The sequence below is a fragment of the Pedococcus dokdonensis genome (assembly GCF_900104525.1).
Lineage (GTDB): Bacteria > Actinomycetota > Actinomycetes > Actinomycetales > Dermatophilaceae > Pedococcus > Pedococcus dokdonensis.
The window spans coordinates 17,449-35,749 of the sequence record NZ_LT629711.1 but is presented as its reverse complement, the minus strand read 5'-3'; the positions used below and the strand labels follow the sequence as shown (position 1 = coordinate 35,749).

13 protein-coding genes are annotated in these 18,301 nt (G+C 70.7%); 5 read left to right on the top strand and 8 right to left on the bottom strand.

All coding sequences use genetic code 11. The features are described from left to right. Window positions 1-444, bottom strand: coding sequence for a 50S ribosomal protein L13 (gene rplM, locus BLQ34_RS00220; RefSeq protein WP_091779931.1), 444 nt, complete (start codon window positions 442-444; stop codon window positions 1-3). Between the two features lie 253 nt (window positions 445-697). On the opposite strand from rplM, the gene BLQ34_RS00215 reads away from it, so the two are divergent. Both BLQ34_RS00215 and BLQ34_RS00210 read left to right on the top strand, forming a co-directional pair. Then, a complete protein-coding gene (locus BLQ34_RS00215; protein ID WP_091779928.1) occupies window positions 698-1,309 on the top strand; it encodes a helix-turn-helix domain-containing protein in 612 nt (203 codons plus the stop codon). Between the two features lie 61 nt (window positions 1,310-1,370). Next, window positions 1,371-2,744, top strand: a complete 1,374-nt coding sequence (locus tag BLQ34_RS00210) for an MFS transporter (protein WP_091779925.1) — start codon at window positions 1,371-1,373, stop codon at window positions 2,742-2,744. A 92-nt stretch (window positions 2,745-2,836) separates the two neighbouring features. On the opposite strand, the gene BLQ34_RS00205 is transcribed toward BLQ34_RS00210, so the two are convergent. Then, the gene (locus tag BLQ34_RS00205) at window positions 2,837-4,087 is read right to left on the bottom strand and encodes an MFS transporter (protein ID WP_197674745.1); all 1,251 of its coding nucleotides are present in this window, start codon (window positions 4,085-4,087) and stop codon (window positions 2,837-2,839) included. Window positions 4,088-4,163: 76 nt separating this feature from the next. Here BLQ34_RS00205 and BLQ34_RS00200 point away from each other — a divergent pair, with 76 nt between their 5' ends. After that, window positions 4,164-4,676, top strand: coding sequence for a MarR family winged helix-turn-helix transcriptional regulator (locus tag BLQ34_RS00200; protein ID WP_091779922.1), 513 nt, complete (start codon window positions 4,164-4,166; stop codon window positions 4,674-4,676). 112 nt (window positions 4,677-4,788) lie between these two features. Here the strand turns inward: BLQ34_RS00200 and pulA are convergent, their stop codons facing one another. Both pulA and BLQ34_RS00190 read right to left on the bottom strand, forming a co-directional pair. Further along, window positions 4,789-10,572 carry a pullulanase-type alpha-1,6-glucosidase gene (gene pulA, locus BLQ34_RS00195; RefSeq protein ID WP_091779917.1) on the bottom strand — a complete coding sequence of 1,928 codons (5,784 nt, stop codon included), beginning with the start codon at window positions 10,570-10,572 and terminating at the stop codon, window positions 4,789-4,791. A gap of 113 nt (window positions 10,573-10,685) precedes the next feature. Further along, window positions 10,686-12,368, bottom strand: coding sequence for an ABC-F family ATP-binding cassette domain-containing protein (locus BLQ34_RS00190; protein WP_091779914.1), 1,683 nt, complete (start codon window positions 12,366-12,368; stop codon window positions 10,686-10,688). 97 nt (window positions 12,369-12,465) lie between these two features. On the opposite strand from BLQ34_RS00190, the gene BLQ34_RS00185 reads away from it, so the two are divergent. Continuing rightward, complete coding sequence (locus BLQ34_RS00185) at window positions 12,466-13,230, top strand: hypothetical protein (RefSeq protein ID WP_157692828.1); 765 nt, start codon at window positions 12,466-12,468, stop codon at window positions 13,228-13,230. A 91-nt stretch (window positions 13,231-13,321) separates the two neighbouring features. Here the strand turns inward: BLQ34_RS00185 and truA are convergent, their stop codons facing one another. Then, window positions 13,322-14,215 (bottom strand): tRNA pseudouridine(38-40) synthase TruA, encoded by an 894-nt coding sequence (gene truA / locus BLQ34_RS00180; RefSeq protein ID WP_091779908.1) that lies wholly within the window; start codon window positions 14,213-14,215, stop codon window positions 13,322-13,324. 70 nt (window positions 14,216-14,285) lie between these two features. On the opposite strand from truA, the gene BLQ34_RS00175 reads away from it, so the two are divergent. Further along, a complete protein-coding gene (locus BLQ34_RS00175) occupies window positions 14,286-15,506 on the top strand; it encodes an MFS transporter (protein ID WP_231961361.1) in 1,221 nt (406 codons plus the stop codon). 164 nt (window positions 15,507-15,670) lie between these two features. On the opposite strand, the gene rplQ is transcribed toward BLQ34_RS00175, so the two are convergent. The 3 genes from rplQ to rpsD form a co-directional block, all read right to left on the bottom strand. After that, the gene (rplQ, locus tag BLQ34_RS00170; RefSeq protein ID WP_091779905.1) at window positions 15,671-16,444 is read right to left on the bottom strand and encodes a 50S ribosomal protein L17, sunset domain variant; all 774 of its coding nucleotides are present in this window, start codon (window positions 16,442-16,444) and stop codon (window positions 15,671-15,673) included. A gap of 66 nt (window positions 16,445-16,510) precedes the next feature. Continuing rightward, window positions 16,511-17,545: a DNA-directed RNA polymerase subunit alpha gene (locus BLQ34_RS00165; RefSeq protein ID WP_091779903.1), complete on the bottom strand. Its 1,035-nt coding sequence runs from the start codon at window positions 17,543-17,545 to the stop codon at window positions 16,511-16,513. Between the two features lie 142 nt (window positions 17,546-17,687). Next, a complete protein-coding gene (rpsD, locus tag BLQ34_RS00160; RefSeq protein WP_091779901.1) occupies window positions 17,688-18,296 on the bottom strand; it encodes a 30S ribosomal protein S4 in 609 nt (202 codons plus the stop codon). Window positions 18,297-18,301: the final 5 nt, after the last annotated feature.

Below are 18,301 nucleotides of genomic sequence, written 5' to 3'. Positions count from 1 at the left end.
TTACTGGGAGACCTGGGTGATCTCGAACGGGACGGGCTTCTGGGCGCTGTGCGGGTGCTCGGCACCGCGGTACACCTTCAGCTTGGTGAGCTGCTGGCGACCCAGCGTGGTCTTGGGGATCATGCCGCGGACGGCCTTCTCGATGGCCTTCTCGGGGCTCTTGGCAAGCAGCTCGGTGTAGGAGGTGCTCTTGAGGCCGCCCGGGAAGCCGGAGTGGCGGTAGGCCTTCTTCTGCTCGAGCTTGGCGCCGGTGAGGGCGACCTTGTCGGCGTTGATGATGATGACGAAGTCACCACCGTCGACGTGCGGCGCGAAGGTGGTCTTGTGCTTGCCGCGCAGGAGGATCGCGGTCTGGCTCGCCAGGCGACCCAGGACGATGTCCGTGGCGTCGATGACGTGCCAGGTGCGAGTGACCTCGGCCGGCTTCGGGGTGAAGGTGCGCAAAGTTCTGAACCTTTACATGGATGATGTGGTGGCGGTATGCCGCGTGCGCCCGAGGCGCGTGGTCCGTCCGGACCGTTGGTGTCGCCTGTCGAGGGCGCACGGCACAACAGTGCTCAAGTTTACGGGCTGGGAGTCGCGCACCCAAATCGCCTTGGGGGGTGCCTGGAACGACCTCTGACCTGCACAGATGTGCATACACACTTCCTCTGCAAACTACTTGTGCAAACAAAGTGTGCAGAGGTATTGTGCACGCATGACCCCTCCCCGCACCAAGATCGGCGACCTGACCGGCCTGCGCCTCGACGCTGCCGCGGTGAAGGTGCTGGCCCATCCGCTGCGGTCCCGGCTGCTCAGCGCACTGCGCATCGACGGGCCCGCGACCGCCACCGACCTGGCGACCCGGCTGGCCACGAACTCCGGCGCGACCTCCTACCACCTGCGCAAGCTCGAGTCGGTGGGCCTGGTCTCGGACACCGGTGAGGGCGAGGGGAAGCGTCGGCTCTGGCAGGCGGCCACCGACTTCCACACCTGGGCCGACAGCGACTTCGCCGGCGACGAGGACTCCGAGTCCGCGCTCAACTGGCTGGTCCGTGACTACGCGCGGCACTTCTCCGAGAAGTTCGAGCAGTGGCTCGACGTGCAGGAGACCTGGCCGGTCGACTGGCGCGAGGCGGCCGGGATGAGCGACGCCATCATCGTCGCCACCGCGGACCAGATCGAGCAGCTCAAGGTCGAGCTCGACGAGCTGATGCTGAAGTACCGCCGGGTCGGGCAGGGCAACCCGAGGGCCCGCCGCATGGCGGTCTACTACGCGGCCTACCCCCTCGACCTCGACCGGGTCCCGACCGGCAAGGAGCAGTCATGAAAAGCACCCCACGAAGTTTCTCCCCCGCTTCGCTCCTCCGAATACTTCGCGGGGACCCCGCATGAGCGCCAGCCTGTCCCCCGTCGCCGCCAAGCGGGTCTTCCTGACCCTCAGCCTGACCCGCTGGCTGCCGGTCGGCTTCGTCGTCGGTCTCTTCACCCTGGTGGCCCGCGAGCGCGGGCTGTCGATCCAGGAGATCACCCTCTACATGACCGCGCAGGGGATCATGGTCTTCCTGCTCGAGCTGCCGACGAGCGGGTTCGCCGACGCCCTCGGGCGACGACCGCTGCTGATCATCGCGGGGGTGGTCAACATCGTCGCGGGGGTGTCCTTCCTCGTCGCCCACTCCTTCTGGCAGTTCGCGCTGTCCGCCGGGCTGATGGGCATCTACCGGGCCCTCGACTCCGGGCCCCTGGAGGCCTGGTACGTCGACACCGTCCACGAGCGCGAGCCGGGCGCCGACGTGCACCGGGCGATGTCCGCCCAAGGAGTGCTGGTCGGGGTCGGCATGGGTGGCGGCGCCCTGGTCTCCGGTGCCCTCGTGGCGTGGCACCCGTTCAAGGACTCCAGCGCACTCCTCCTGCCCGTCCAGATCTTCGTCGCCTTGAGCGTCGTGCACCTGCTCGCCACCGTCGTGCTCCTGCGCGAGAAGCCGCGCAGCGACAGCCGGATGCGGGCCAGGCTGGCCGAGTCGGTCCGCGAGACGCCCGCGGTGGTCCGCGACGGAGTCCGGCTGGTCACCCGCAACCGGGTGCTGGCCGGCCTGGTCGCCGTCGAGCTCTTCTGGGTCACGGGGATGATGGCCTACGAGACGCTGATGCCGCTGCGGCTGTCCGACCTGCTCGGCTCCGAGGCCGAGGCCGGGGCGTGGATGGGGCCCGCTGCCGCCGGTGGCTGGGGTCTCTTCTCGGTCGGGTCCTGGCTGGGCGGCAGGGCGGCCGACCGGTTCGGCCTGGTCCGTGCCGCCATCCTCGGCCGGATCGTCAACGGGCTCGGAGTCGTGTTGATGGGCCTCGCCTTCGGGCCGGTCGCCCTGATCGTGGCCTACCTGTTCACCTACTCGATGCACGGTGCCGCGAGCCCCGCCTACTCGGGACTGATGCACCGGGAGGCCAGCTCGCGCAACCGCGCGACGATCCTGTCGCTCGGCTCGCTCGTCATGCAGGCCGGTGGCGCCGTGGTCGGGCCCCTCCTGGGCCTGCTGGCCGCGCGCACCTCGATCCCCACCGCCATGGTGGTCGCGGGTGTCGTCAGCACGCTGGGCTTCGTCTGCTTCGTCCCGGCGTGGCGCCACGGGCGCACGACACCGGTCGACGAGGCGCCGTCCGACGACATCGGGGACGCTGACGACCTGGTGGAGACCGCGACGACCCATGGCTCCTTGCCGGCGGACGACCACGGTCGCGCCGAGACACCCGCTCCCCACTCGCCCTGAGCGGCTGGGCGGCGCGGCGGTGGGGGACGGTGCGGCGGGGGCGGCGCGGCGGCGGGGGACGGTGCGTGGGCACGGTCCTCCGCCGGCCGGCCTCAGGGGACGACGGCAGTCCGCTCCGGAGTCGCGGTCGGCTCCGGGGCCGGCGTGGCCGTCGTCGCGCGGCGCAGCTCACGTGAGCCGCGCACCAGCATCGGCGCGAGCGATGCGAGCGCCATCACCACGGCGGCCACGAGGATGACCCGGCTGGTCCCGTAGGTGTGCGCGATCGGACCGGCGAGCGCGTTGCCCGCCGGGATGGCCACGAACGACGTGAGGATGTCCCACGACGACACCCGCGCGAGCACCGCGTGGGGCACGCCGTCCTGAAGGGCGGTGTCCCAGCACACCGAGAAGTACATCAGCCCACCGAAGGCGACCACGGCAGCGGCGATCACCGCGCCCAGGTGACCGGGCCAGGCGAACGCCGCCGCGAAGAGCGACATCAGCGCCACGCAGGGCCAGCCCACGAAGAGCGGGCGACTCGGCGGCATACGCAGGGCGAGGAGGCCACCGAGCAGCCCGCCGGCACCCGAGGCGGCGGAGATCCACCCCAGGGCGGTGGGACCGCCGAGGTCGCGCACCGCGATGACGTCGACCAGCACGGTCACGGCGCCGAAGGCCGCGTGGTAGGCCGTGGCGGCCAGCAGGCCGGCCAGCAACCAGCTGCGGCTGGTCACCTCGCGCCACCCCTCCCGGAGCTCGGCCAGCATGCCCACTCGCGGGGCGCGCGGCGCCTCCACCCGGATCGCCGCCACCGTCGCGGCCGAGACCAGGAAGGAGACGGCGTTGACCACGAACGCCCACGGCGCACCGGCCCAGGCGACGAACACACCGGCCGTCGCAGGACCCAGGATGAACGCGGAGTTCTGGAGGATGTTGAGCGTGGCGTTGGCCGCGTGCCGTCGCTCCACCGGCACCAGCAGCGGTCGCAGCGACACGAACGCCGGGCCGAAGAACGCAGCGGCACCACCGGTCACCGCAGCCAACCCGCACAGCAGGAGCGCGCTGTCCTGCCCGCTGGCGAAGTAGCCGGCCGTGGCGAGCGCCGCGAGGGCCCGGACCACGTCGCTCGCGACCATGATGCGGCCGGGCGCCACCCGGTCGGCCCAGACCCCGCCGACCAGGGTCCCGGCCAGCCGGGCCGTCATGGTCGCGGCGAGCACCAGGCCGAGCTCGCTGGCACTGCCACCGCCGACCACCACGGCCACCGCCAGCGCGATGGGGGCGAACGCGTCCCCGAACCATGAGAGGCCCTGACCGAGCGCGAGGAGCCGGAAGGCCGACGACAAGGGGAGGGAGCTCATCCCGGCAGATTAGTACACCATCTAACTATCTGTCATCTAATTCTCAGACGGTTTCCAGATCTGCCAGACTGCTGGCATGGCCGAACCGCAGCGGGATCAGGACGAGGACTGGGTCGACCAGCACGTGCAGCGGTGGCGCCGCACCTTCGACGGCTTCGACCCGGAGGTGGAGGGGGCGATCGTGCGGGTCGGCGCGATCAACCGCCACGTCAAGCGGATGAACACCGCCGCGTTCGGCGCCCTCGGTGTCGGGCCGTCGGAGTACGACACCCTGCACACGCTGCTGGTGCAACCGGAGCCGATCGAGACCACCCCCGCCCAGCTCGCCGAGGCCTGCCACGTGACCCGCGCGGCGATGACCTCTCGGCTCGACCGGCTCGTCGAGCTCGGTCACGTCACGCGCGACAGCGACCCGCTCGACCGCCGCCGCATCATCGTCCGCCCCACCCGCAGCGGTCGGGAGGTCTGGAAGAAGGCGCTCGAGCTCGCCCTGGTGCAGGAGAAGCAGACCATCAACGTGCTGAGCGACACCGAGAAGACCCAGCTCAACACGCTCCTGCGCAAGATCGTCCTCGGTCTCGACGGCTGACCCCGCCCCCAGTTTCCTTTGCTAGCAAAGGAAACTGTTTGAGGGACAGGTTGCAGCCTGTCCACCATCAAGTTTCCTTTGCTAGCAAAGGTTCGTGCAGGGGGGCGCAGGGTCAGCGCTGGACGAACACCGCCACGGTGCGGGGCGGCACGGTGGCGGTGCCGGCCGTGGCGTTCCACGTCGACGTCTTGACCACCGCGTCCGACCCGGACTGCTGCACCGGCGACAGCGACAGCGTCGCGCCGGCCAGACCGGGCACCTTCTGGTTCACCGCCGTCGGCGAGGCGTTGAACACCACGACCAGCCCCTTGAGCTGCGGGTCGGCGTCGGTGCCCTTGGTGTCGTCGATCCGCATCGCGATCACGCCCGGCTGCGCGTCGGCCGTGCCACTGGCCGGGAACGACACCTTCGCGTTGATCGCCGAGGCGGTCCCGAGCCGGAAGAGCCGGGTGGAGAACCGCAGTCGCAGCAGGTCCTGCGCCTGGGCCGTGGCCTGCTGCACGTCGGTGGCCGCCGGCTTGAGGGCGGTGTTGGCCAGCAGCGGCTTCTGGATCGGCCACTTCGCGCTGTTGTCGCCCTTGAGCGGCAGGCCGTGGCCGAATCCGTTGTCGGCTCCCGTCCAGTCGAGCGTGTTGAACCAGTCCGAGCTGTCATAGCTGTTGCGGTCCAACGACTTGGAGCGGAGCAGGTCGGCCCCCGCGTGCCAGAACGACGGTGTCTGCGAGAGCGCCGTGGTCGCCAGCGAGAGCGTGTTCATCCGGACCCGGTCCGACATCGAGGTCGCCACCGGCAGCTTGTAGGTCAGGCTGTCGAACAGCGTCTCGTTGTCGTGGGCGTCGACATAGGTAATCACCTCGTCGGGCTGGTCGGCGTAACCCGCCGGCTGCCCGTTGTAGTCGACGTCCTTGCCCGTGGCGACGGTGCCGTCCTCGTTGAGCCGGAACGTGAACGACCGCAGGTTGCCGGCCAGCCCGAGCTCGACCAGGTCGGTGTCGTGCTTCAGCGACTCGACGGGGTCGTAGCCGGAGAAGGGAACGCCGTTGCTGTCGGTCGACTCGCCGCTGCCGAAGCCCTGCTTGCGCGGGTCGTCGTCGAACGGCCCACCACCACGGACCGCGTCGCGCAGCCGGTCGGAGAAGGTGCCGATGCCGGTGCCGCCGAGCTGGCCCTGGGTGGCCTGCACGAACCGCGCGTTGTTGGCGACCTCACCGAAGTTCCAGCCCTCGCCGTAGACGTAGACCGACTTGCCGTCGACGCCGTCCTTCTTCAGGGTCAGCTGGTCGAGGGCGGACCGCACGGCCAGCATGTTGGCCTTGCTGTGGTGCCCCATCAGGTCGAACCGGAAGCCGTCGACCTTGTAGTCGCGGGCCCACAGCACCACCGCGTCGACCATCGCCTTCTGGGCCATGGCGTGCTCGGTGGCGACGTTCTGGCAGCAGGTCGAGGTCTCGACCGCCCCTGTCGCGTTGAGCCGCTGGTAGTAGCCGGGCACCACCTTGTCGAGCACGCTGGTCTGCGCCTGGCCCGAGGTCGGGGTGTGGTTGAAGACCTGGTCCAGCACGACCCGCAGGCCGTCCCGGTGCAGGCCACCCACCATGGTCCGGAACTCGGCCACCCGCGCTCCCCCGTCGGCCTTGGCCGGCGTGGACGCGTAGGAACCCTCCGGCGCCATCCAGTGCCACGGGTCGTAGCCCCAGTTGAAGGCGTCCTTGGCGCGGATCGCGTCGATGCAGGCCTGCTGCTCCTCACTGTCCGGCGCGGAGGACTTGAGGTCGCACGCCGGCGACTGCTGGTCGGCCGGGTCCTCCGGGATCGAGGCGATGTCGAAGGTCGGCAGCAGGTGCACCGTGTTGAGGCCGGCCGCGGCGAGCGCCTTGAGGTGCTTGGTGCCGTTGCCGTTCTCGGCGAACGCGAGGTACGACCCGCGGTTCTGCGCGCTGACGGTCGGGTCGTTGACCGAGAAGTCGCGCACGTGCAGCTCGTAGATCGTCGAGTCGACGTCCTTCGCCAGCGCCGGCGCCTTGGCGGTCCGCCAGGTCGACGGCTGGTATGCCGGGTCCTTCAGGTCCACCGCCACCGACCGCGTCGAGTCCAGGGTGAGTGCGACGGAGTAGGGGTCGGTCACCTGCGTCGTCTGGACCTTGCCGGTGCTGGGCACGTACACGGTGACCTCGTAGAGGTACCGCGCGTTCTTCGCCCCGACCGAGCCCGACCACGAGCCGTCGCTGGCCCGCGTGAGGTGGGTGCGGGTGGCCGAGCTGACCGGGGCGTTGCCCGCGGCCCCCGCCGGCCAGGTCAGCAGGTCGACCTTCTGCGCCGTCGGCGCCCACACCCGGTAGGTGGGTGAGCGGCCACCGAAGGTGACGCCGTAGGCGCGCTGACTGGCCGATGCGGCATACAGGTTGTCGAGGACGTAGGCGGTCTGCACGCCGGTGGCGTCGAGGACCCGGTTGAGGGTGTCGAACACGCCCACGGCCACCTGGCCCTTGAGGATGTCCGGCGCCTTCTTCGCGGTCTTGTCGTCGAGGCGCAGGGCGAGGTAGCCGGCCAGCTCGGGGTGGGCCTTCACGACCGAGGCCGAGAGTCCTCGCGGGTCCCACGACAGCGGGGCCCACGAGCCACCCGTGATGTCCTCGGCGTCGACGCTGAGGCCACCGGTCGGCGACCACGCGAGCCGCCAGCGCAGCAGCGCCGGGTTGGCACCCGAGGCCATGTCCGCGGGCACCGCCACGAGGTCCTTGGACACCCAGACCGCACGCTGCTTGGTGAGGTCGGGAGCCGCGCCCGCCTTGACCGCCTTGGCCGTCGCGACGTGGGTGCCGATGGCGTAGGAGATCGTCACGACCATGCCGTCCGCCGGGACGGTCAGCGAGATGTTGGCGCCACCGGGCGCGCCACCGGCGCCGTAGTTCTCGTCCCAGTTGAGCCCGTGCGCGACCTTGAACTCGTAGGTGCCGGCCGGCATCTCGGTGGTCGACCACGTGTAGGTGCCGTCACCGTCGGGGTCCTGGAGCCACGGGCGCATGCAGTCCGGGCTCCAGTCGGCCGGGCAGCCCAGCTCGGACTGGAACGACCCCGGCGCCGTGACGATCGGGCCCTGGGCCTTCGACGTCACGTAGTGCGTGGCGTGGTCGTAGTAGAACGTGTTGCCGTCGGCCGGCATGGTGTAGCTGATGTTGTCACCGCCGGGAACGCCACCGGCGCCGTAGTTCTCGTCCCACGACTTGTTGATCGCCACCTTGTAGGCGTACGGGCCGGCAGGGACCGTGGTGTAGGTGCCCTTCCAGATCTGGTCCTTGGTGTCGAGGGTCAGCTGGGCCTGGTCGCAGTCCGGCGCCCAGTCCCCGCCACACCCCATCTCGGAGTTGTGGTCGCCGGGGACGCTGACCGCGTCCGGCTGGGTGACCGGGCCGACGCTGCCGCCGCCGCCGGACTTCGGGTCGCCGACGACGCCATAGCTCGAGGACGCCGAGATGTGGCCGACCGAGTCCTTGGCCACCGCGCGGTACTCCACGAGCGTGCCCTTCGGCCAGACCGTCGCGTCGCTCACGTCGTGGAAGACCCGGTATGGCGCGTTGTCGTCGGTGCCGAGCTTGGTCCAGGCGGTGGTCCCCACCGGCCGGGCGAGGAAGGAGACCTGGGCGAAGGTGTCGTCCGGGATGGCCGCGCCGATCTCGGCCCGCCCTCCCACGACGTCACCGGCGCCGGGTGAGGTCAGGTAGACCGCAGGCGCCGACTTCGGCCTGTCCATCGGGCTGGTGGCCTTCCACACCGAGACCGACTGCGCCGGCACGGTGACGGTCAGCCGGCCATCCTTCGCCGAGCGCACCGACCCGCCGGCGCCGTAGAGCGGCGCGAAGGTCTGGTTGTGCCCGTAGGTGGCGAAGCCCGCGGACTTGGCCGTCGTCGCGTTGTTGAGCGCCACGACATACTCGGTGCGCTTGTCCTTGTCGATCCGCGAGAAGGCGAAGATGCCCGCGTTGCTGCTGGCGTAGCGGTGGATCTGCGCGCCGTCGGCGAGCGCCGGGTGGGCCGCCCGCAGGGCCGCCAACGTCTTGATGTGCTGGTAGAGCGGGGCGCTCGTGTTGTAGCGGGCCTTGGCTCCCGACGTGTCGCCCAGCACCTGCTCGGTCGCGTAGCTCGGGGTCTGCGTGGCGAACATGTCCTGCCGCGCGGCCTTGTCGCCACCGGAGCCCATGAAGCCCTGCTCGTCGCCGTAGTAGGTGATCGGCTGGCCGCGGGTGAGGTACATCAGCGAGTCGGCCAGCTTGACGCGGCGCATCAGGTCGGCGTCGTCGGCGCTCGGGCCCTTGAGCATCATCGCGACCCGGCCCATGTCGTGGTTGCCGAGGAAGGTCGGCAGCTCGTAGGCGTTCGAGTCGGTGTCGGTGTAGTAGTCGTCGTCGGCGTAGAGGTCGCGCAGGTCGGTGCCTGACTTGCTCTGCGCCCAGTTGACGGCCTGCGACTGGAACCCGAAGTCGAGGGTGGCCTGCAGCTTGCCCGTCGTGGTGAAGGTCGACATGTAGGACGGGCGCGAGTCGTAGACCTCGCCGAACATGAAGAAGTCGGGGTTGCCGTTCTGCTTGGCGCGCTCGAGCATCGCCGGGCTGAACTTCTGCCAGAACTCGGTGTTGACGTGCTTGACGGTGTCGATCCGGAAGCCGTCGACGCCGAAGTCCACCCACGCCTTGTAGATGTCCTCCATCCCCTTCTCGACGTCGGCCTGCTCGGTGAACAGGTCGTCGAGCCCGACGAAGTCGCCGTACTCGGAGGACTCACCGGCGAAGGTCGAGTCACCGCGGTTGTGGTACTTCGTCACGTCGTTGAGCCAGGCCGGCACCTTGACCGTCGCGTCTGCGGGGTTCGTGAAGACCGGGTGGTACGGGAAGGAGGTGGCGGGGTCGAGCGCGGGGAAGTTCGGCTTGCCGGCATACGTCTTGTCGTCGAAGACGTTGCCCGCGGCGTCCTTGTAGGGGTAGTCCGTCTTGTTGCGGTAGGTGTACTGGCCCTCGGAGTAGTTGATGACGTCGGCCGTGTGGTTGGTGATGATGTCGAAGAAGACCTTCATCCCCTTGCCGTGGGCGGCCGCGATCAGCGCGGTGAGGTCGGCGTTGGTGCCGAGGTGCGGGTCGATCTGGGTGAAGTCGGTGATCCAGTAGCCGTGGTAGCCGGCGCTGTCGTTGGGCGGGGCGCCCTGCACCGGGCGGTTCTTGAACGAGGGAGTCAGCCAGATCGCCGTGGTGCCCAGGCCCTTGATGTAGTCGAGCTTGCCCTGCAGGCCCTTGAGGTCACCACCGTGGTAGTAGCCGTTGTTGGTCGGGTCGTACCCGGTGACCGACTTGTCGCCGGTGAGTCCACCGCGGTCGTTGGCGGTGTCACCGTTGGCGAACCGGTCGGTCATGACGAAGTAGTAGCGCTCCTTGGTGAGGGGCTCGCGCAGCGAGTCCGCGGCATACGCGTTGTCCGCTCGCGTCGCACGCCCCGAGAGGTTCAGCGGCCGGATCCCGACCTGGTGGGTGGCGTCGTCGTACGAGAACTCCAGCCGCGCCGGGCCCTTGAGGACGAGCGGGATGTTGGCGCCGTTCTTGACGCCGTCGGCGCCGTAGTTCTCGTCCCACGAGTGGTCGATGGCGACCTTGAACTCGTAGCTGCCCGCGGGCACGTCGAAGACCTTCGCGTATGCGGTGGTGTTGCCGACCTGCGCGAGGTCGGTCGAGGTGCAGTCCGGCGACCAGTCGGCGGGGCAGCCGAGCTCGCTCTGCAGCGAGCCGGCCAAGGTGGCCGTCCGGGGCGCCGGGTCGGCGGCCGTGGCCGGCGCGGCCAGCGGGACGCCCGCTCCGGCGATGAGGAGGGCCATGCCCACCAGGACGGCATACGGACGACGTGGACCTCGCATGGCTGCTCCTCCGAAGCACCGCGCGACCCCAGCGGCGCGCGGCGTGCTGCTCGGCACGATAGTTGCGAAAACCTTTACATGCATCCCCACGGGGAGGCCGTCCCCGGCATCGCTCAGCGAGCCCTGGCGACCCGTCCCTCGTCCCAGACCGGCTCGTCCGACTCGTAGACCCGACCGTCCGAACCGAACACCAGGAACCGGTCGAAACCCCTCGCGAACCACCGGTCGTGGGTGACCGCGACGACGGAGCCCTCGAACGCCTCCAGCCCTTCCTCGAGGGCCTCGGCCGAGTGCAGGTCGAGGTTGTCGGTGGGCTCGTCCAGCAGCAGGCAGGTGGCGCCGGACAGCTCGAGCAGCAGGATCTGGAACCGCGCCTGCTGCCCTCCGGACAGCGAGTCGAAGGTCTGCTCGCTGGCTCGCGCGAGGCCATAGCGGTCGAGCACCCGGGCCGCCTCCTCGCGGGGGCGGCCGGTGCGGTGCTCGTCACCCCGGTGCAGGATCTCCAACAGGGTGCGGCCGACCAGGGCCGGCTGCTCGTGGGTCTGGGCGAACCACCCGGGACGCACCCGCGAGCCGAGCCGCAGGCGCCCGGTGTGGGCCACCGGCACCGGCTCGAGGCCGCCGACCGGACGGTGCTCGGCGTCGGGGTCGCTGCCACCGGCCGCGACGAGCCGCAGGAAGTGCGACTTGCCCGACCCGTTGCTGCCCAGCACGGCCACCCGCTCGCCGAACCAGATCTCGAGGTCGAACGGCTTCATCAACCCGGTCAGCTCGAGCCCCTCGGCGATCACCGCGCGCTTGGCGGTGCGGCCGCCCTTGAGCCGCATGTTGACGTTCTGGCGCAGCGGGGTCTCCTGGGGCGGGCCGGCCTCCTCGAACTTGCGCAGACGTGTCTGGGCGGCGTGGTAGCGCGGCGCCATGCCGTCGTTGTACTTGGCCTTGACCTTGAGCATCTGCACGAGGTCCTTGATCTTCTGGTGCTCCTCGTCCCACCGCCGACGCAGCTCCTCGAGCCGCGAGTTGCGGTCCTCGCGGGCCTGCGCGTAGGTCGCGAACCGGCCGGGGTGGACCCACAGCGTCGACCCTGCGGCGCCCGGCTCGAGCGTCGCGACCCGCGTCGCGACCCGGTTGAGCAGCTCGCGGTCGTGGCTCACGAACAGCACCGTCTTCGGGGAGGCGATCAGCTGCTCCTCCAGCCACCGCTTGGCAGGCACGTCGAGGTAGTTGTCCGGCTCGTCCAGCAGCAGCACCTCCTCGGGGCCGCGCAGCAGGGCCTCGAGGACCACCCGCTTCTGCTCCCCGCCCGAGAGGGTGGTGACCTTGCGCCACTGGGCCTTGTCGAACGGCATACCGAGGGACGCCACGGTGCAGACGTCCCACAACGTCTCGTAGTCGTAGCCGCCCACGTCGCCCCACGCCACGAGGGCGTGCGCGTAGGCCAGCTGGTCGGCCTCGCTGTCGCGCTCCATCATCAGCAGCTCGGTGCGGTCGATCTCGGCCGCCGCCTCGCGGACCGGCGCGGGCGCCACCGACAGCAGCAGGTCACGGACCGTCGACTCGTCGCGCACCGAGCCGACGAACTGCCGCATGACGCCAAGCCCACCGGAGCGGGTGACCGCACCCTCGTGCGCCGCGAGGTCGCCGGCGATGATCCGGCCGAGGGTGGTCTTGCCGGTGCCGTTCGGGCCGATCAGGGCGACCTTGGCTCCCTCGCCGACCCGGAGCGAGACCTCGCTCAGCAGCGGGCGGCCATCGGGCAGCACGAAGCTGACGGTGTTGATGTCGAGATGTCCCACGGGGTCAAGGGTGCTGCACGTGACCCCCTCTCGTCACCTGGGTTGTCCGAGCCCCTGCCGCCGACCGGGGCTGCCCCGGGCTGGCTAGGGTCGCCTCGTGGACCGGGCGATGTGGGTGTGGGACACCGCGAACCCGCGTGCGGTCGTCGCGCTTGCGACGTCCCGAGGCATCCGGCACCTGTATGCCGCCGTGCCCCCACGCGTCGACCGCTCAGCCCAGCTCGCCACTCTGCGCGAGCTGGCCGCCCTGGCCGGCGCCACCGGCCTCCGCCTCGACGCCCTGGGCGGCGACCCGGGCTGGCTCGACGACCCGGCAGCGGTGGTGGCCGAGTGGCTGCACCCCGCCCTCGCGACGGGTCTCTTCGACGGGGTGCACCTCGACATCGAGCCGTGGACGACACCGGCGTGGGCGACCGACCGCGAGCGCCTGGTCCGCCGCTACCTCTCGACCCTCGACGCGGTGCGCGCGGCTGCCATCGGCGTCCCCGTCGAGGTGGACGTGCCGTTCTGGTTCGACCAGGTGCGGGTGGGTGGATCGACTCTCGACCACGAGGTACTGCGCCGCACCGATGCCGTGACCGTGCTGGCCTACCGCAACCGCGCCCTCGGCCCCGACGGCACGATCGCCCTGGCCAGCGCCGCGGTCGAGGCCGGGGTCGAGCTGGGACGGCCGGTCCGCATCGGCCAGGAGACCAACTCCCTCGGGCCAGACCCGTCGGCGGCCAAGCAGACCTTCCACGGCATGACGCTGGGGCAGCTGGAGGCCCAGCTCGCGCTGGTGCAGGACGCCTTCGCGGGAGCGCCCGCATTCGCGGGTCTGGCCATCCACGACGCCCGCGGCTACGCCGCCATCACCGACTAGCGTCCGCTGAGCGTCCGCGGAGCATCCGCGGAGCCCGTCGTTCGCCGCGCCCGACGGACCCTGGGCCGTCGGATCCACTGAACATCCACCATCAGCCGAGCGTGCGGACTGCTCGCGCTTCCTGCGCCCGCGCGGCGAGCCCCGTGTCGTCGGGGTAGCTGACCTCCTCCAGGGACAGCCCGTGCGGCGGCATCACGGTGACACCCGTGTCGCGGACGCCGGCCCCCAGCACCTCGGCCGGCCACTCGACCCCGCGCCTGCCCTCCCCCACGGGCACGAGGGCGCCGACCAGCGCCCGCACCATCGAGTGGCAGAACGCGTCGGCCACGACGGTCGCCTCGACCGTGCCGTCCTCCGCCCGGCGCCACGAGTAGTCGAGCAGGGTGCGCACCGTCGTGGCCCCCTCGCGCCGCTTGCAGAACGCCGCGAAGTCGTGCAGGCCGACGAGGCCTTGCGCCGCCTCGTGCATGGCCCTGACGTCCAGCTCGCGCTTGGTCAGGACCGTGTCACGGCGCCGCAGCGGGTCGACGGTCTCGGGCCGGTCGCAGAGCCGGTAGACGTAGCGGCGCTGGAGCGCCGAGAACCGCGCGTCGAACCCCGCCGCCGCGACCGTCACCGCGTGGACGGCCAGGTCGTCGGGGAGTATGCCGCGCAGCCGGGTCAGCGCCGCGCCCTCCGGCGTGCGGTCGGAGCGCCCGGGAAGAGCGGCCCACGCGGCGGGGTCGGGGTCGAGGTGCGCGACCTGGCCGCGGGCGTGCACACCCGCGTCGGTGCGCCCGGCGACGGTGAGCCGCACCGGCTGCTCCGACCGCAACAGGGTGCCCAGCGCGGTCGAGAGCTCACCCTCCACGGTGCGCAGCCCCGGCTGGGCCGCCCAGCCGGAGAACTCGGTGCCGTCGTAACCGAGGTCGAGCCGGATCCGCAGCGCAGCACCCTGCCCGGCGACCTCCCCGGGGCGGTGCGCGGGGCCCTGCTCCTCGTCCATCCGGCCAGCCTAGCCACGGGCTGGTGCCGACCTCCCGCGCCGCCTCGCGGTCGTCTGCGACAGTGTCCCGGTGAGCTCGACTCGTCCCGCCGACACCGCCACCGCCCTGTCCCACCACCGCATGGCCGTCGCTGCGGCCTTCGCCGTGCAGGGGTTGCTGTTCATCTCGCTCACCACTCGGCTCCCCCGGTTCCAGGACAAGTGGGACCTGTCCGAGCTGTTCGTCTCGGGGCTCCTGCTCATGGTGGTGCTGCTCGCTGGCGCCGGCTCGGCCCTCTCGGAGCTGGCGGCGACCCGGCGGGGCAGCGCCACGGCGCTGCGGGTCGGGTTCGTCCTGCAGGCGCTCGGGTTGGCCGCGGTCGCCGGCGCACCGCAGCGGGGGGTCTTCGTGGGCGGGCTGGCCGTCTACGGCCTCGGGCTCGGCGTCGTCGACGCCGCTTCGAACATGCAGGCGGTGGCGGTCGAGCACCGCTACGGCCGCACCATCCTGCCGTCGTTCCACGGGGCCTGGACCGCCGGCGGAATCGTCGCGACGCTGGTCACGATCGCCGTGACCCGGGTCGGGCTCCTGGCCGGGCTGCTCCCACTCTGCGTCGTGGCGCTGCTCCTGCTGGCCGCCCCGCTGCTGCCCGCGAGCGCCGACGAGCCGGTGTCGACCAGCGCCCCCGGACTCGACGTGCCCTGGCGACGGATCCTGCTGCTGGGCGCCGCGATGGTCCTCTTCTACATGGTCGACACGGCAGCCACGACCTGGGGCCCGGTCTTCCTCAAGTCCGTGCACGCCGCCCCGGACTGGCTGCTGCCGCTGGCCACGCTCCCCTACCTCGTCGCCAGCCTGGCCACCCGGCTGGCCGGTGACGGCGCAGTCGCCCGCCTCGGGGCGGTGCGCCTCTTGCGAGTCGGGGCCGTCGTCGCCTGCGCGGCGCTGGCCGTCATCGTCTTCTCCCCGACCTGGTGGGTGGCCGTGCTCGGCTTCACCTTCCTCGGCGGCTCGGTCGCGGTCATCGCGCCCCTGTCCTTCTCGGCGGCCGCGGTCGTCGCCGGGGGCGGCCTCGACCCCGAGGCGCGGCGGGAGCGGGTCGACGCCGTGATCGCCCGGTTCAACCAGTTCAACTACGTGGGCGGCCTGCTCGGCGCAGTGCTGACGGGCGTCGTCGGGTCCGAGTCGCTGCGCCCGGGTTTCGCGGTGCCGATGGTGCTGATCCTGGCGATCCTGCCGCTGGCCGGCGCGTTCCGCACCGAGGGCACCACCCGGCCCACCCGCCCCACCCGGCGCACCCGGCCCACCTGACCCCCTCCCCGCCGCTGTCGCCCTGCCACTTCTGGCCAACCGTGCTGCATCAGCGGCCCATCCCGAGGTCCGGAAGCGGCACGGGTGGCCAGAAGTGGGAGATGCAGAACGGGCCGCCCACCCCGAGGGGTGAGCGGCCCGTGCGTGCTGCGTAGGACGACCGGTCAGGCGTCGCCGCCGGCCTTCTCGAAGCCAGCGGCCTCGGCGTCGGCAGCGGACTTGAACCAGAACTCGGCGTGGGTCTGCTCGAACCACTGGCCGTCGGGCTCGTGGAACTTGCCGGAGTCGGCGTTGCCCTTGACCGTGTAGGCGTCGTCGGGCGACGAGCCGTCCTCGTTCGCGGCGATGGCGCCGGCCGGGACCTCCTTGGCCGCAGCCTCGGTGGCCTCGGTGGACTCGGTCTCGGTGGCCTCGGTGGTCTCGGTGGCCTCGGTGGTCTCGGTGGTCTCGGTGGCCTCGGTCTCCTCGACCTTCTCCTCCTCGGCAGCCTTGGTCTCGGCGGCAGCCTGCTTGGCCTCGGCCTGCTTGGCGGAGCGCTTGGTGGCGGCCTCCGCCTCCTTGACCGTCGCCTTCTTGGCCAGCGGCTCGCGGACGAGCTCGATCACGGCCATGGGGGCGTTGTCACCCTTGCGGGCGCCGATCTTGGTGATGCGGGTGTAGCCGCCGGGGCGCTCGGCCATGTCGGGCGCGATCTCGGTGAAGAGACGGTGCACGACACCCTTGTCGGAGATGACCGACAGGACGCGACGACGCGCGTGCAGGTCACCGCGCTTGGCGAACGTCACGAGACGCTCGGCCAGCGGGCGCAGGCGCTTGGCCTTGGCCTCGGTGGTGGTGATCGAGTCGTGCTCGAACAGCGAGCTGGCCAGGTTGGCCAGGATCAGGCGCTCGTGAGCCGGACCGCCGCCGAGACGGGGACCCTTGGTGGGGGTAGGCATGGTTCAGGTTCTCCTTGGTTGTGACCTGCCGGCACCGCGCGGTGCCGGCCGGTCAGCGGCGGTTGGTCAGAGCTGCTCGTCTTCGGCCAGGGCGCGGCCGTCGTCAGCGAAGTCGTCGTCGTAGTCGCCGTAGTTGTCGGCGATCGCGGACGGGTCGAACCCGGGCGGGCTGTCCTTGAGGGCCAGACCCATGCCGACCAGCTTGGCCTTGACCTCGTCGATCGACTTCGCACCGAAGTTGCGGATGTCGAGCAGGTCGGCCTCGCTGCGCCCGACGAGCTCACCCACGGTGTGGATGCCCTCGCGCTTGAGGCAGTTGTAGGACCGCACGGTGAGGTCGAGGTCCTCGATCGGCAGCGCCAGGTCGGCGGCCAGGGCGGCGTCGGTCGGCGACGGGCCCATGTCGATGCCCTCGGCCTCGACGTTGAGCTCGCGGGCCAGGCCGAACAGCTCGACCAGGGTCTTGCCGGCGGAGGCCATCGCGTCGCGCGGGGCCATCGAGTTCTTGGTCTCGACGTCGACGATCAGCTTGTCGAAGTCGGTGCGCTGCTCGACACGGGTGGCCTCGACCTTGTAGGTGACGGCCAGCACCGGCGAGTAGATCGAGTCGACCGGGATGCGACCGATCTCCTGGTCACCGGACTTGTTCTGGTTGGCCGAGACGTAGCCGCGACCGCGCTCGACGGTCAGCTCCATCTCGATCTTGCCCTTGCCGTTGAGCGTGGCGATGTGCAGGTCGGGGTTGTGCACCTCGACACCGGCCGGCGGCGCGATGTCGGCCGCGGTCACGGCGCCCGCACCCTGCTTGCGCAGGTACATGACGACCGGCTCGTCGTGCTCCGAGGAGACAACCAGACCCTTGATGTTGAGGATGATCTCGGTGACGTCCTCCTTGACCCCGGGGATCGTGGAGAACTCGTGCAGCACGCCGTCGATGCGGATGCTGGTCACGGAGGCGCCGGGGATGCTCGAGAGGAGCGTGCGGCGCATCGAGTTGCCGAGCGTGTAGCCGAAGCCGGGCTCGAGGGGCTCGATGACGAAGCGGCTGCGGTTGTCCGCAACGACCTCTTCGCTGAGGGAGGGGCGCTGTGCGATGAGCACGGGTGTTTCCTTTCTCGTCGGCGACCGCTATATGACGCCGATGATGTGCCGGTCCGACCGGCTGTCGCGGTGGCCTCTGTCTGCTACCGCAACCGAAGGCGAGGTATGCCGCGTGGTCACCCACGCGGCATACCTCAGGCCATCAGTTCTTCGAGTAGAGCTCGACGATCAGCTGCTCGGTGAGGATCGTGTCGATCTGCTCACGGACGGGCAGCTGGTGCACCAGGATCTGCAGCGTGCCCGGGACGACCTGGAGCCAGGCCGGGGTGGGGCGCTCGCCGAAGGTCTGGCGAGCCAGCTCGATCGGGAAGGTCTTCTCGGACTGCTTGCGCACGGTGATGATGTCGTACTGCTCGACGCGGTAGGACGGGACGTCCACGCGCACGCCGTTGACCTCGAAGTGGCCGTGCGTGACGAGCTGGCGAGCCGCACGACGGGTGCGGGCCAGGCCGGCGCGGTAGACCACGTTGTCCAGGCGGGACTCGAGGATCTGCAGCAGGGTCTCACCGGTCTTGCCCGAGCGGCGCGAGGCCTCCTCGTAGTAACCGCGGAACTGCTTCTCCATGACGCCGTAGGTGAAGCGGGCCTTCTGCTTCTCCTGCAGCTGGGTGAGGTACTCCTTCTCCTGCATCCGGCGACGGCCGTGCTGGCCGGGCGGGAAGGGACGGAGCTCGAAGTTCTTGTCGCCGCCGACCAGGTCGACCTTGAGGCGACGCGACTTCTTGGTGATGGGTCCGGTGTAACGGGCCATTGTTC

Coding starts and splice junctions, on each gene's coding strand:
- BLQ34_RS00215 (WP_091779928.1), top strand. CDS start 698: ATGACCCCTCCCCGCACCAAGATCGGCGACCTGACCGGCCTGCGCCTC.
- BLQ34_RS00210 (WP_091779925.1), top strand. CDS start 1,371: ATGAGCGCCAGCCTGTCCCCCGTCGCCGCCAAGCGGGTCTTCCTGACC.
- BLQ34_RS00205 (WP_197674745.1), bottom strand. CDS start 4,087: ATGAGCTCCCTCCCCTTGTCGTCGGCCTTCCGGCTCCTCGCGCTCGGT.
- BLQ34_RS00200 (WP_091779922.1), top strand. CDS start 4,164: ATGGCCGAACCGCAGCGGGATCAGGACGAGGACTGGGTCGACCAGCAC.
- pulA (WP_091779917.1), bottom strand. CDS start 10,572: ATGCGAGGTCCACGTCGTCCGTATGCCGTCCTGGTGGGCATGGCCCTC.
- truA (WP_091779908.1), bottom strand. CDS start 14,215: ATGGACGAGGAGCAGGGCCCCGCGCACCGCCCCGGGGAGGTCGCCGGG.
- rplQ (WP_091779905.1), bottom strand. CDS start 16,444: ATGCCTACCCCCACCAAGGGTCCCCGTCTCGGCGGCGGTCCGGCTCAC.
- rpsD (WP_091779901.1), bottom strand. CDS start 18,296: ATGGCCCGTTACACCGGACCCATCACCAAGAAGTCGCGTCGCCTCAAG.